The sequence below is a fragment of the Mesorhizobium sp. 1M-11 genome, assembly GCF_001303895.1.
Classification (GTDB): domain Bacteria; phylum Pseudomonadota; class Alphaproteobacteria; order Rhizobiales; family Rhizobiaceae; genus Mesorhizobium.
On record NZ_LJSD01000038.1, the window covers coordinates 78,724 to 93,056 of the forward strand.

12 protein-coding genes are annotated in these 14,333 nt (G+C 62.5%); 6 read left to right on the forward strand and 6 right to left on the reverse strand.

Translation table 11 applies throughout. From position 1 onward, the window contains the following. Nucleotides 1-81: 81 nt before the first annotated feature. From AO692_RS17365 to ugpC, 6 genes are all read left to right on the forward strand, one after another. On the forward strand, nt 82-1,134 hold the full coding sequence (locus AO692_RS17365) for a LacI family DNA-binding transcriptional regulator (protein ID WP_054311307.1): 1,053 nt from the start codon (nt 82-84) through the stop codon (nt 1,132-1,134). Then, entirely contained in the window at nt 1,131-2,435 is a 1,305-nt protein-coding gene (locus AO692_RS17370) for an extracellular solute-binding protein (protein WP_054311308.1), read from the forward strand. The genes AO692_RS17365 and AO692_RS17370 overlap by 4 nt, the downstream gene beginning before the upstream one ends. A gap of 97 nt (nt 2,436-2,532) precedes the next feature. Next, nucleotides 2,533-3,375 carry a sugar ABC transporter permease gene (locus AO692_RS17375; RefSeq protein WP_082407420.1) on the forward strand — a complete coding sequence of 281 codons (843 nt, stop codon included), beginning with the start codon at nt 2,533-2,535 and terminating at the stop codon, nt 3,373-3,375. Then, the gene (locus tag AO692_RS17380; RefSeq protein ID WP_054311310.1) at nt 3,375-4,208 is read left to right on the forward strand and encodes a carbohydrate ABC transporter permease; all 834 of its coding nucleotides are present in this window, start codon (nt 3,375-3,377) and stop codon (nt 4,206-4,208) included. The genes AO692_RS17375 and AO692_RS17380 overlap by 1 nt, the downstream gene beginning before the upstream one ends. Nucleotides 4,209-4,221: 13 nt before the next feature. Further along, the gene (locus AO692_RS17385; RefSeq protein ID WP_054311311.1) at nt 4,222-6,312 is read left to right on the forward strand and encodes an ADP-ribosylglycohydrolase family protein; all 2,091 of its coding nucleotides are present in this window, start codon (nt 4,222-4,224) and stop codon (nt 6,310-6,312) included. 11 nt (nt 6,313-6,323) lie between these two features. Then, the gene (ugpC, locus tag AO692_RS17390) at nt 6,324-7,382 is read left to right on the forward strand and encodes a sn-glycerol-3-phosphate ABC transporter ATP-binding protein UgpC (protein WP_054311312.1); all 1,059 of its coding nucleotides are present in this window, start codon (nt 6,324-6,326) and stop codon (nt 7,380-7,382) included. Nucleotides 7,383-7,470: 88 nt separating this feature from the next. Here the strand turns inward: ugpC and AO692_RS17395 are convergent, their stop codons facing one another. The 6 genes from AO692_RS17395 to AO692_RS17420 all read right to left on the reverse strand — a co-directional run bounded on the left by AO692_RS17395 (nt 7,471) and on the right by AO692_RS17420 (nt 14,324). Beyond that, nucleotides 7,471-9,141 carry a M28 family metallopeptidase gene (locus AO692_RS17395; protein WP_054311341.1) on the reverse strand — a complete coding sequence of 557 codons (1,671 nt, stop codon included), beginning with the start codon at nt 9,139-9,141 and terminating at the stop codon, nt 7,471-7,473. Nucleotides 9,142-9,374: 233 nt separating this feature from the next. Further along, nucleotides 9,375-10,424: a class I SAM-dependent methyltransferase gene (locus tag AO692_RS17400; protein WP_054311342.1), complete on the reverse strand. Its 1,050-nt coding sequence runs from the start codon at nt 10,422-10,424 to the stop codon at nt 9,375-9,377. 145 nt (nt 10,425-10,569) lie between these two features. Next, on the reverse strand, nt 10,570-11,634 hold the full coding sequence (locus tag AO692_RS17405; protein ID WP_054311343.1) for an alpha/beta fold hydrolase: 1,065 nt from the start codon (nt 11,632-11,634) through the stop codon (nt 10,570-10,572). 169 nt (nt 11,635-11,803) lie between these two features. Further along, a complete protein-coding gene (locus AO692_RS17410; protein WP_200911749.1) occupies nt 11,804-12,331 on the reverse strand; it encodes a TIGR02444 family protein in 528 nt (175 codons plus the stop codon). Between the two features lie 65 nt (nt 12,332-12,396). Next, on the reverse strand, nt 12,397-12,996 hold the full coding sequence (locus AO692_RS17415; protein WP_054311314.1) for a UbiX family flavin prenyltransferase: 600 nt from the start codon (nt 12,994-12,996) through the stop codon (nt 12,397-12,399). A 2-nt stretch (nt 12,997-12,998) separates the two neighbouring features. Beyond that, nucleotides 12,999-14,324: a UbiD family decarboxylase gene (locus AO692_RS17420; RefSeq protein WP_054311315.1), complete on the reverse strand. Its 1,326-nt coding sequence runs from the start codon at nt 14,322-14,324 to the stop codon at nt 12,999-13,001. Nucleotides 14,325-14,333 lie beyond the last annotated feature (9 nt).

Here is a 14,333-nt window from a genome sequence, read left to right on the forward strand (position 1 = left end):
CTGGACCAGACATGCCGCGATCGGATGTTGACATATTGATACGTATTAATTACGCATTGCTACGTATCAATAAGGTGATGCATGCCGCGCTGGAGAGTGACGCAAAAGGAGGTCGCAGAACGAGCCGGTGTCGCTCAGGCGACGGTTTCGCTCGTTCTGAACGGCGGACGCGACAAGGTTGCGCTGGAAACCGCGGAGCGAATTGAAGCGGCTATTGCCGAGCTCGGCTATCAGCCGAACCGCTTTGCCCAGGCGCTGCGTACGCAACGAACCCACGTGATCGCGTGCGTCGTTCCTGATCTCACGAACCCCTTCTACCCGGCACTGGTGGTTGAAGTTCAGAAAGTCGCGCGTGCCGCCGGATACGAGGTCATCACCATCGACACCGAGGGGCGGCTCTCCAATGAAGAGCAGGTCGTTCTGGCTGCCCAGCGAGGACGTTTCGACGGCATTGTCGGCGTGTTCTTCAATCTGGGCGTCGGAAACCTTCAGCAGCTCAGCAAAGTCGGCGTTCCCGTGGTTCGTATCGAAGCGAGCCGCAAGGCCGGTGGGCCGCTGCCGATCGATGATCTGTTCATTGACAATGTGGCTGCTGCCCGGGCCCTCACGTGCCATCTGATCGATGTTGGTCACCGCCGGATCACGATGATTGCAGCTCCGGGCGGGCCGCAACGCGTGCGCGTCCAGGGTTATCTGGAAGCCATGGCGACCATCGGCGTGGAGCCTGCCGTGGTCGAGGCGGCAAACTTCACGCTCGAAGCCGGCCGGCAGGTCGGAACATGGATGGCGACGGCGGGCCGGTTGCCGAGCGCAATCGTTGCCGCAAACGATCTGATGGCGATTGGCGTCATGCAGAGCCTGATGGCCGGTGGAATATCCATACCGAACGATGTCTCGGTTGCCGGCTTCGACGATATTCTGGCCTCGGCCCTGGTCACGCCTTCGCTGACCACGGTTGCGCAATTCCAGGACAAACTCGGCGCCAGGGCGGCCGAAAGGCTGCTTGAGCGCCTCGCCAACGAAAACGCCGATCCCGGTCAGGCCGAAGAGATGCCGTTCGAACTCGTCATTCGCGCGTCCGTCGCGCCGCCCGGGAATGGGCGAGGCACCACAGAACAAGGGAGGAATTCATGAAGATAAGAACATTGCTTGCCGCAGCCGCCCTGGTTGCGGCGACAACCCATTTCGCCACCGCGCAGGAGCGCGTCTCCTGGTGGTATGAACAGGCCACCCCCGATCAGCAAAAGCTCATCCAGGGCAACATCGTCGATCCGTTCGACAAGTCGCAGTCCAAGTATCACCTGACCGTGGACTATCGCGGCACCGAACTCGACAAGCAGCTTCGTGTGGCCATGCTTTCCGGCAGCGGGCCCGACGTGGTCTACACCGCGGGGCCGAGCTATGTCGCGCCGATGGCACAGTCCGGCCAACTCCTGCCACTGGACGACTTTGCGGCCAAATACGGCTGGAACGATCGCGTGCTTCCGGTCCTGCTCGATATGGGCCGCTACAACAACAAGCTTTATGCGCTGCCCAAGACCTACGAGACCCTCGGTCTTTTCTACAACAAGTCGCTGTTCGACAAGCATGGGTGGAAGGTGCCGACGTCGCTCGGCGAACTCGACACCGTTGCCGATGCCATGTTGAAGGAGGGCATCGTGCCGTTTGCCGCCGGCAATGGAGATTGGCGCGGCGCCAATGAGTGGTTCGTGACGCTGGCGCTGAATGCGGTCGCGGGACCGGAAAATATCAACAAGGCACTGCGCGGCGAGATGCCGTGGACGGCCGAGCCGTTCGTCAAGGCGATCAACACGCTCGATCAGTGGTGGCAGAAGGGCTATTTCGGCAAGAACTATTTCTCTTTGACGAGCAGTGAGCAAACGGCCGACATGCTGGCCGCCGGGCGAGCCGGGATGATGCCGAGCGGCACCTGGCAGTTCCAGAACGTCAGCACCTATTTCGGCAAGAGCGGTGCTGCCCCTGGCTTCGTCGGCTTCCCCAGCGCCAGCGGCGATCCCATCTTTCCGCTCGGCGTCGGCTCGACATTCTCAATCGCCGCGAAGTCGAAATATCCCGACGGTGCGGCCGCGGTCATCGATTTCGTCTTTTCACCCGCCGTCTACGGTTCGATGAACTCGGCCTGGCAGGGAGAATGGAACATCCCGCTCAAGGACCTGTCCAAGGTAAAGATGGCGGATAACGTCATGCCGCTGTTCACACAGACGATGACCACGCTGGCCAAGGCCGTCAACGACGGCAACTATGGCTACACCACCTGGACCTTCCTGCCTCCGGCAACAGATGGCTACCTCATCAACGGCATCGAGGAAGTCTGGCTGAAGCGCACGACCACCGAAGACTACCTGGCCAAGCTGGACGCCACTTTCCAGAAGGAAAAGCAGGCCGGAAAGATACCGGCGGTACCAGCCCGCTGATCAAGCAAGCACGTGTGCGCACTTCGATGTGCGCACCCATTTCCTTCCCGGCCCGGCCGCGAGAGGCAGCGGTGTCGCGCGGGCGAAAGGTATGAAGATGCATCGTCTCTATGTTTTGCCGACGCTCCTGATCAACATCGTCATCATCGCGATACCCGCGATGATGACGATCGTGCTGGCCTTCTTTCAATGGGATGGCATCGGCGCCCCGGTCTTCGTCGGCCTGGACAACTTCCGTGATCTGTGGACCGACGGCGTGTTCTGGACGGCGCTGACGAACAACGTCATCTGGACGGTGATCTTTCTCACCGTGCCGATCGCGATGGGATTGCTGGCGGCCACAATGATGCTGGTTGCCCGACGAGGCTCGACCTTCTTCCAGGTTGTCTACTTTCTGCCCGTCATCATTGCGACGGCGATCACCGCGCGGGTCTGGCAAGGGATGATCTATTCGCCGGTCACCGGTGTCGCCGGTCTCCTGCAGCGCCTGGGCCTTGAAGCCACCAATCCGCTGACGGAAACGTCAACCGCGCTCTATGGCATCGCCACCGTCGACCTGTGGCATTGGTGGGGCTTTCTGTGCGTGATCTTCTTCGCGGCGCTTCGGCAGGTTCCGGCCGAGCAGATCGAAGCGGCGCGGGTTGAGGGCGCGACTTTCTTCCAGACCATACGCTACGTGCTTTTGCCCGGGATTCGCCCCACCATCACGTTGATGATGATCATGACGGTCATCTGGTCCTTCCTGGTTTTCGACTTCGTCTACATTCTGACCCAGGGCGGCCCAGCCTATTCGTCGGAGGTTCTGTCGACCTTCGCTTACCGTTCAGCCTTCTACGATCTTGCAGTCGGCAAGGCAGCCGCGATCTCGGTTGTCATCAGCCTCTTCGGGCTGGCGGCGACCATCTTCTACATCCGTGTCCAGGCCAGGGAATTCGACTGATGAACCTCACGGAAAGTCGCCTGACCCTGACGCTGGTCTATGTCGCGCTCGCGGCACTTCTGATCGTCGCGTTGTTCCCGATCGTCCTTCTGGTGCTCAATTCGGTGAAGCCATCCGCCGAGATCGTGCAAAATCCCCTCGCATGGCCTTCACAATTGCGCTGGGATAACTTTGCGCGGGCCTGGAGCGATGCCCGTTTCGGACAAACGCTGTGGAACTCGGCCGTGCTCACCTGCATGACGATCGTGCTCGTTTGCACGACCGGTTCGCTGACGGCCTATGTTCTCGCCCGACGCAAGATCAAGACCTGGAAGATCCTGACCTTCTATCTGCTCGCCACCACGACGGCGCCCATCCAGCTCTTCCTGTTTCCGCTGTATTTCGGCTTTGCCCAGCTGGGCCTCATCAACAACCCGGTGGCGGTGTCGTTCATCTACACCGCCGTCTATTCCCCTTTCGCGATCATGCTGCTCCGGACCTATTTCCTTGCAGTGCCACGCGAACTCGAAGAGGCCGCGCTGATCGACGGCGCAACCCACTGGCAGATTTTCAGCCGTGTCTTCCTGCCGATCGTTTCGCCTGGAATTCTTACCGTGGCGCTGATCATAGGCCTCTACTCCTGGAACGAGTTCCTGATTGCCACGACTTTCCTGCAGGAGCAGGACCGGCTGACCGCCGTCGTCTCGTTCTTCCTTCTGTCCGGCCAGTACAGCTCCGACTGGGGCGTGATCATGGCCGCCGCACTGATCATCATCCTACCCATCGTGATCCTCTTCATCTTGCTGCAACGCCGTTTCATCGAAGGCATGGCCGGCGGATCGGTGAAGGGCTGACAAGGAGCTATTCATGCCAATTCCCGCAGACTATCTGAACCGTGTCTATGCCGGCGTTCTCGGCAAACTGATTGGTGTTTACCTTGGCCGGCCGTTCGAGAACTGGCGCTACCGGGATATACTCGAAAAGCTCGGTCCCATCACCTACTACGTCCACGATCGGCTGGGACAGCCGCTGGTTGTTACCGACGACGATGTCGCAGGCACCTTCGCATTCCCCCGTGCCCTGGACGACTATGGCATCTCCGCGGATTTGTCGTCGGAGGATATCGGCCGCGCCTGGCTCAACTACATCATCGAAGAACGTTCCATCCTGTGGTGGGGCGGTGCCGGCAATTCCACCGAACATACCGCGTGGCTCAATCTCGTGCGGGGCATTCCCGCGCCGAAATCCGGCTCGATTGCAACGAATGGTCTGACGGTCGCGGAGCAGATCGGCGCTCAGATTTTCATCGACGGCTGGGCGCTCGTCTCGCCGGGCAATCCAGCTCAGGCAGCAAAGCTTGCGCGTGCCGCAGGCTCCGTCAGCCACGATGGAGAGGCTGTGAACGCAGCGGTTCTGTGGGCGGCGATGGAGGCGGAAGCCTTCGTCAGCAACGATGTCGATCATCTGCTCGACACCGGCCTTTCCTTTATCGCGAAGGATTGTCTGATCGCAAAGCTTGTCGCCGACATCCGCAAATGGGCGTCAGGCAATGAAGACTGGGAAGCGACGCGCCAGAAGATCGAGGACAATTACGGCTACGACAAATATCCGGGAAACTGTCATGTCGTGCCGAACCACGCGCTTATGGTCATGGCGCTGCTCCACGCTCCGCAAGACTTCCAGCGCGGTCAGATGATCGTCAACACGTCGGGCTGGGATACCGATTGCAATGCCGGCAATCTCGGTTGCCTCCACGGCATCATGCTCGGTCTCGAGGGGCTTGAAGCCGGACCGGACTGGCGTGGGCCGGTAGCCGACCGGCTCTTCATCTCGACCGCGGACGGCGGACGCTCGATCACCGATGCCGTCGAGATTGCGATATGGCTGGCAAATCTCGGGCGCAAGCTGGCGGGCGCGGCGACACTGCCCCCGCCGAAAGGCGGCGCGCAATTCCATTTCTCCCTGCCGGGCTCGGTACAGGGCTTCCGGCCACAGAAGGATCAGACATGTCTCGACACCGTCAGCGTCCGCGGCACAGGAGAGGCACTGGCGATTGATTTCTCCGCCCTGGCGCCTGGCAGGGTGGCTGCTGTCACCACCGCGGTCTTTACGCCACCGGAGGTGAAGGGCATGCGGACCTACGATCTGGTCGCCAGTCCGCGCATCCACACCGGTCAGGCTCTCAAAGCGACACTGCGCGCCGATGCCAACAACCGTGGCGCCGTCGAGGCAAGACTGCGCATCCGCCACTATGATGGCAATGACGGGCTGGTCGAGATCGACATGCCCAACCCGGTCCTGCTGTTGCCGGGTCGCTCCGGCGAGTTGTCCTGGAGGGTTCCGGAGACGGGATTTCAGCCCATCGCGGAAGTGGGCATCGTGCTTGCGAGCCCGGAAGGCCGATGCGACGGCCGCGTTCTTGTCGAAAAGCTGAACTGGGACGCTTGTCCTGACGTCACGTTCCGCCGGCCGGCCGGTACCGGCGACTTCTGGCATAGAGCCTGGGTCAGCAATGTCAGCGTGTTTTCCAAGCACTTCCCGCAGGATTTCCGCATCAGCCAGAACCATGGCGAGGGTCTGATCCTGCAGGGCACGCGCGACTGGACCGACTATGCGGTGGAGGCGGACCTGATGCTGCACCTCGGCCGATATGGTGGTCTGGTTATTCGAGCTCAGGGACAGCGCCGCTATTATGCGGCGCGCGTAACCCGCGACGGTGAACTGCAGATCGTTCGCCGCAGAGACGAGCACGAAGATGTGCTCACGGCCGTTCCCCTGCATGTCCCGTTCGAAAAGGCCTTCACGATGATTGTCTCCGCGAAGGGAAATCGGTTGCGGGTCGAACTGGGCGGAACCGTGGCCGAAATTGTCGATGATGCTTTTGCCGGCGGCGCGGCCGGCATGGTCATCCACGAGGGGGCGCTCTCGGCAACCCGCATCCGCATCCGTCCGGCATAGGAGTGGCAGCCATGGCGAACGTCTCGATCGACAAGATCGTCAAGCGGTATAGCGGCGTGCAGGTCATCCACGTCATCGATGCCGAAATCAACGATGGCGAGTTCGTGGTTCTCGTTGGTCCTTCCGGCTGCGGGAAATCGACCTTGCTGAGGATGATTGCGGGTCTTGAGGAGATTTCGGACGGCCGGATCTCGATCGGCGGCAAAGTGGTCAATGACATGCCGCCAAAGAGCCGCGACATCTCGATGGTTTTCCAGAATTACGCTCTTTATCCGCATATGACGGTCGAAGAGAACATGGCGTTCTCGCTGACGCTTGCCGGCGCGGACAAGCAGGAAAAGAGGCGCAAGGTCAGGGAGGTGGCGGAAATACTCGGGCTCACCGACTTGCTCACCCGCAAGCCGAAAGCGCTCTCGGGAGGACAGCGACAGCGTGTCGCCATGGGACGCTCCATCGTGCGCAACCCGCAGGTTTTCCTTTTCGATGAACCGCTTTCCAACCTCGACGCCAAGCTCAGGGTCCAGATGCGCGGCGAAATCAAGTCACTGCATTGCAGGCTTCGCACGACGATGGTTTACGTCACCCATGATCAGATCGAGGCCATGACGATGGCGGATCGTATCGTGGTCATGCAGGGCGGGCATATCGAGCAGATCGGCACGCCGCTGGAGCTCTATGATCGGCCGGCCAACGCTTTCGTGGCGCAGTTCATCGGCTCGCCCGCCATGAACCTGTTCCCCGCAACCGCCAAGGGAGGCGTCCTTGTTCTGGATGACGGCAGCCGGACCGGACTGAATGCCCCCGTCGGATTGTCCGACGGCCACAGGGTGCTTGTCGGCAAGCGCCCTGAGGAAATTCGCCTGTCACCCCAGGGACCGCTGAAGGCTGTCGTCCGAAATGTCGAGCCCACCGGCTCGGAAACATTTGTCGAAATGGAATTGGGCAAACAGCTGGTTTCGGTGGTGTTGCGTGAGCGGCCGGATTTCACGGTTGGGATGGAGCGGTCGCTCGAGCTCGACCACGGCGCCGTTCATGTCTTTGATCACGAGAACGGAACGAGGATCGGGTGAGAACCGGGATGGGGACGGCCAACGCGTTGCTTTCGGCCGACGCCCATCGTTCGCCTATGGCGCAAGCTATGACGGCGCGGGAAAATCCCTACTGCCGCTCCGCAGCGCTTTCCTCCCGCACCTTCTTGAATTCCGAGCCATCATGCCAATCCGGCCATTTGTCCGAATTGGCGAGCTCCGACCCCATCTTGTAGACCAGGCCGACATCTTCGGCGACGCCGGAGAGATCCCAGTCGGCGCTCCATTCGTCGGCCGGCTGGTGATAGCGTTCGGCGACGTATGTCTTGTACCACGCCTCGCCGCCCTCCTTGCCGCCTTTGACAAGGTCCCTGGCCCCATCCAGGCCGAACGACATGGCAGGGACACCTGCCTTGGCGAATGAGAAATGGTCGGAGCGGTAGAACAGCCCAGCCTCCGGCTTGGGATCGGGCGTGAACACGCGGCCTTCCGCCTTGGCGTAGCTGGCGACCTCGTCCTCGAGGCTGACATCGCCATTGCCGAACGGGCTGATGTTTTTGGCGCGGCCGTTGGTGGTCAGTGCATCGAAATTCAGCACCGCGGCGGTCTTCGGCAGCGGATAGAGCGGGTTCGCGGCATAATACATCGATCCGAGCAGTCCGGTCTCTTCCGAGGTGACCGACAGGAAGACGACCGAGCGCGCCGGTGGCGGCGCCTTGGCCTGCAGGCGGGCCACTTCCAGCAGGGAAGCAAGGCCGGTGCCGTTGTCGACGGCGCCGTTGTAGATCTTGTCGCCTTTCGCATCCGGCTCACCGACGCCGAGATGGTCCCAATGCGCGGAATAGATCACCGCCTCGTCCGCCTGCTTCTTGCCGGGCACGAAGCCGATCACATTGTTGGTGACGATCTTGTCGTGCTTGGCGTTGAAGGCGACCGAAAGCGTTGCGCCTTCCAGAGGCACCGGCGAGAAGTCGCGCGTCTGCGCCTTGGTCTTCAGTGCGTCGAAATCCTGGCCGGCATTCTTGAACAGCTCGACCGCGACATCGTGCTGGATCCAGCCCTTCAGCGGAACATGCACGCCGGCATTGTTGTCGCGGATGATGTCGAACTGATCGTCGGTGAACGAGTTCTTGACCGTCGCCCAGCCATAGGCGGCCGGCGCGGTCTCGTGCACGATCAGCAGGCCGAGTGCGCCCTGGCGGGCGGCCTCCTCATATTTGTAGGTCCATCGCCCATAATAGGTCATGGCCTTGCCGCCGAAATCGCCCTTGCCGGTTTCGAAATCCGGATCGTTGATCAGCACGACGCCGATCTTGCCCTTCAGGTCGACACCCTTGAAATCGTCCCATTTGCGCTCGGGCGCGCTGACGCCATAGCCCAGGAAGACCAGCGGAGCGTTCTCGATGGCGATCTTGGTGTCGTCGGTCTGAGCGGGCAGGATCGCGACGTCCTCGCCCTGCTTCAGGGTTTTTGGCGCTTGCTTGCCCTCGCCCAGCGTCGCCGTCACCGGACCGTCGAAGGACGACTTGATCAGCGGCACGGCCTGCGTCCAGCCGCGCTTGCCGTCGTCGCCCTTGTCGCCGCCCGGCTGCAAGCCGGCCGCTTCGAACTGCTCGGACAGATATTTGACGGTCTTCTTCTCGCCTTCGGTGGCGATGCCGCGTCCTTCGAATTCGTCCGACGCCAGCACCTTCACATGGTCGGAAAGGCGCTTCTCGTCCACCTTTTCCTGCGCCTGCGCGTAACCCACCGGGATGGATACCATCGCCAGCACGAAAGCCGATCTCACAATTTTTGACATGTCATCCTCGATGAGCTTCTCGCCAAGTGCCCCCAAAGCGTCGCCCATCGCGGGACGATGGTTTCATCTTCGTGCAAGTCAGTCGATAAAATAGGATTGGACCAGACGGACCGGCCGATCACCACCGTACCGCTTCCGCCGCTCATCCGGTCGACCGCGTCTGCCGAAGCCTGGCGACATGACGGCAGGAATGCGCCCGCGCAACATGGGAACAAACGCGGGCGCCGCCGCCATCAGGTCGCTTCGAGCACCATGTTGAGCGGGCTCTCGGCGGCCCTGCGAACCCTGGTGAAGCCGCCGGAGCGGATCACCTCGGCCAGCCGTTTCTCTCCCGCCTGCGCGCCGAGCGCGAGGCCGGTCTCCTGTGCCAGCGAGGTGGGAACGCAGATCATCGTCGAAGCCGAGTAGTAGAGCCGTCCGACCGGGTTGATGTTGTCCTCCAGCGTGTCGCCGGCCATCGGCTCGACCACCATCCAGGTGCCGCCGTCTTTCAACGCCCGTCTGATATGCGCCGCCGCTTCCGCGGGATCGCCCATGTCATGCAGGCAGTCGAAGCAGGTGACCAGGTCGAAATCCCGTCCGGCGAAGTCCTGCGCCCTGCCGACCTCGAAGCTCACATTGGTCACAGCATGCGCCCTCGCATGAGCGGTCGCCGCGGCGATCGAAGCCGGATGGAAATCGTAACCGGTGAAGCGCGACTTGGGGAAGGCTTGCGCCATGAGGATCGTTGACAGGCCGTGTCCGCAGCCGACATCGGCGACCTTCGCGCCGGCCTTCAGCCTGTCGACCACCCCGTCGAGCGCAGGCAGCCATTCCTGGACGAGCGCATTCACGTAACCGGGACGGAACAGCCGTGCCACCGCGCAGAACATGCAGCCGGCCTGATCGCCCCATGCGACGCCCCGCCCGGTCTTGAAGGCGGACTGGACCTTCGCCTGGTTCTCGACCATCGCCGCGGCAGTATCGAACGCGCCGATCAGGTTGACTGGACTGTCGGGCTCGGCGAAGACGAAGGCCTGTTCCGGCGTCAGGGAGAACGTCCCGCGCTCATAATGCACGTAGCCCGAGGCCGTTTGCGCCGACAGCCATTCGCGCACGTAGCGGGGTGCGCATGCCGACGCTTCGGCGAGTTCTTCGGCCGTTGCCGGTCCGGTCCGCTTCAAGGCCGCGTACAGGCCAAGCGCGTCTCCGATCCGCACCAGCGGCACGCTGACGGCTCCGCCAAGATCGCCAAGGACGCGGCCGACGAGCTCATTGAGGACGGTTTCGTTGAGTTGTGTCATGTCCATGCTCCTCCTTGTTTGCCGTCCAAGGATGAGACATACCATGGCGCAGGACATGAGGCGGCAGTCCCGCACGAGGACAAAAATCCGGTTACGTGGAGAGGCAGATGTCCCTGGTGGAGGGCCATCCCAGCCTCCGGGACGGTCACTCCCTGCCGGACAGCGTCATGATGATGGCCTGGGACCGGCTGTGCACACCGAGCTTGCTGAAGATCGCGGACAACTGGTTGCGGATGGTCTTGACGCTCTTGCCGAGCCGTTGTGCGATGGTCCGGTTGTCGAGCCCCTCGGCAACGAGATCCAGTATGGCTGCTTCGGCGGCCGTCAGGCCGGCTTCGCGGATTGCGCGCGCATGTTCCGGACGATCCCGGCCGAGGAAAGTGGAAAGTTCGGCCTGGAACGCGGCCCATGCCGGCTCGCTCGGCAACAGCACATGGTTCTTGCTCTCCAGCGGCACGAAGCGCGCGCCCGGTATGGTGGCGGCAAGCCTGCGGCCTTCCTCGAAAGGCACGCGCATGTCGAAACGGCTATGCGCGATCAAGGTGGGGACGCGCAGCCCGGATGCGAGGTCCAGCACGTCGATACCTTGCATGTGCCAAAGCAGTTGCGCGGCGACGTCGGCCGTTGCCGTCACCTTCTCGAGGTCGCCCCACCAGCGGTGCTGCTCGGGTGTCCCGTCCGGTATGAACAGGTTGGTGAAGAACTGGCAGAATGCCGGATTGTCGCGCCCCCAGCCGATGCGAACGAAGTTGACGAGCGTCTCTGCCTCCAGCCGCTCGGCCTCCGTCCGCGCCCGAACCCGGGCGCCCTGGCTGTAAGCATTCAGGAGGACCAGATGCGATACACGCTCCGGGTGCCGCATCGCAAAGGCGAGGGCGAGGGCGCCGCCTTGCGAAAGGCCGAGGAGGACGAAGCGAGGCTCCTCGATCGAAGCGGCCACTGCGTCCATGTCCGCGTGCCATGCTTCTACGGACAGGTCGGCGACATGCCTGTCCGACAACCCGCAGCCGCGAGGGTCGTAGCGCACAAATCGATTGTGCGCCGAAAGAGCCTGAAGCCACGGCCGCCAGATCGGGCTTTCGAGATCGTAGTCGACATGGCTCAGCCAGTGCGCCGCCCGCAGGATCACCTGTCCCGTTCCGCACGACGCAACGGCGATACGGGCGCCGTCGGCCGAGGTGCAGAACCGGATGCTCTGGCTGAGCTTCATGGCCGGATGATATCGCAGCGGAAGATCGGGCCACAAGTTGATCTGATGACGGATCAGACCGGTGCCCGCATCATAAAACGGGCTACGCCTGATGATCGTGGAAGAAGCCGTTCGTCCGCGTCGTTACACCGACCCGCGCCGGGCCACGCATGATCGGCTTCGCCTCCGATCATTCCACCGTCTGCAGCACCGCGGCTGCGATCGTGTCGACGTCCGGTGGCACCCGTTTCGCTCTTCCAGGGTCGTAAAGATCGAGCACCGTCACGGTCAGGTCGATCAGCCCGTCGATATCGATCTGCCTGGAGCCCAGCGATATGTCGCCGAGCATCCGTTCAAGCACATCCGCCTCGACCCGCTCTGCCTCCAATTCGGCCGCCTTGACGCGCTCGCGCAGAAGAAGTGCCCGTGGCTGGGATGCGAGCCAGTCGTGGGACTTCATCGCGCGCCTCACCTCCCGCAACGGCCGGATCGCCGTCTCGCGCCAGACGCGGCAGTTCTCGTCGAACGCCCGGATCTGTTCCGGATCCGGAACGCGCCCGCAGACGCCGCCGTACAGCACCGCCAGCATCAGCGGAATGTCCAACCCGTGGGCGTCCTGCAATCGAAGACAGGCCGGGGCGACATCGGGACGGGCATAGACGCCGAGCATGAATGCCCAGAGATCGAGCGGCGCCTTGTCGTTGTCGGCCTTTTCCACGCTGGCCCCCTGGCTTGTCAGTTGAACGGCCTCGTTCGGCCAGGCTGGAGAAAGCAGCCTTTCACTCATTCCGCGAGCAGCGTGTCGCGAATGCTCTCCTTGAGCCCGCCCCACCGCTTGATCGCGCCCGTATCGATGTCGAAGAGGTCCAGCGCCCGTGCGATAGAGTGGCTGACGATGTCGTCGACGCTCGCCGGCTTTGTATAGAAGGCCGGGACGGGCGGCATGATGATCGCGCCCATTTGCGTGAGGCGCACCATGGTTTCCAGATGTCCGAGGTGAAGCGGGGTTTCGCGCACCATCAGGACAAGGCGCCGCCGTTCCTTGAGCGCGACATCGGCGGCGCGGCTCATCAGGGTCGAGGTGACCCCGGTGCTGATCTCCGACATGGTCTTCACCGAACAAGGGGTGACAAGCATCCCCATGGTTCGAAACGATCCCGAGGCGATCGTCGCGCCGACGTCGGCCACCGGATGGATCACGTCGGCACGTCCCTCGAGACCGGCCTTGTTCAGGCCGAGCTCCTGATGAAGCGTCAGCATGGCCGAGCGGGAGACCACGAGATGTGTCTCGACCCCGGCGGATCGCGCCATCTCCAGCGCCGCGAGGCCATATGCCGCCCCCGATGCGCCGGAGATGCCGATGATGAGTCGCCGCGACGCCATGATTACCGGCCCGGGAACCAGTCTTCGGACCGCACCGTGTCAGCCAGCCGCAGGCGTTTGCGTTCGAACTCGGCTTCACGCCCCCAGGGCTTCGTGGCGTCGACCAGCAGCCGGCCCCAATGGTCCTTCTGCTCGTCGCGGTAGAAGGAAGGCGTCTCGGGGATGATCATCATGTCCTTGTCGGGGCGGCAACGGGTCAGGATGGCCCATTGCACATCGTCCATGCTGTAGATGTTCACGTCGGTGTCGACGACGGTGATCTGCTTGGCCCAGATCGGTTCGGCGCCGATGGTCGCCAGCATCACCTGGCGGGCATGGCCCTCGAACTGCGGCTCGATCTGCACGATCGCATGGTTGACGAAGGGCTGGCACGTCACGTTGACGATCCCCGGCAGCGCGGCGCTGAGGCGCTGGTAGATGTTGGCCGATACCGAAAGCTCGAGCGTGAGCACCTCTTCGGGCGAGCCGCAAAGGATCGAGTGGAACAGCGCGTCCTTGCGCACGGTGACGCCGAGGACCTCGAAGACGGCGTTGGGGCCGACCGGCACGTAGTAACCCATGAATTCGCCGAAAGGACCTTCCGGACGACGTTCGTTGGGCAGGAAGCGCCCTTCGATCACGACCTCGGTTTCGGCCGGCACTTCGAGATCGATGTGGTTGCATTTGCGCATCGCGATCGGCCGCCCGCGCAGGCGCGCGGCCACTTCCAGCTCATCCACGTCGTAGGGCAGCGGGGCCGCCGCGGTCAGGAAGGCATGGGCGGGCGGGCCGATCAGCATGGCAGCCTCAAGCGGCTTGCCCATCTTCTCGGCCTTCTCGTGGTAGATGGTCAGATGATGACGCGGGGCGAGGCGGCAACGCAGCTCGCCGTCGTTGATGTACATGGATCGATGGTAGGACAGGTTGCCGACCCCGGTTTCGGGGTCCTTGGCGATGAACATGGCCGAGGTGAAATAGGCAGCCCCGTCCTTGTCGGAATAGGTTATGAGCGGCAGGTCCGAAAGCTTGACCTCCTCGTAGGGCGGCATCTCCGTTGCCGGAACCAGCGGCTCCTTCATCTCCGACGTGCCCAGCGAGGCGAGCTTGCTCCATTGGCGACAGAAGTCGCCGGCGTCGATGCCGATGATCTCGCCCAGCCGCTCGCGCGTGCTGTAGACGTTGGTGATGACGGGAAACCGGGTTCCTTTCACGTTTGTGAACAGCACCGGCTTGGCCCACTTCTTCTGCGCCAGCTGGGTGACCGCGGCAAGCTCATGGGCGGGATCGACCTCGCGATCGACCCGCAAGACATCGCCGCGCTCCTCAAGCTTGCGGACAAACTCTCTCATACCAACCTC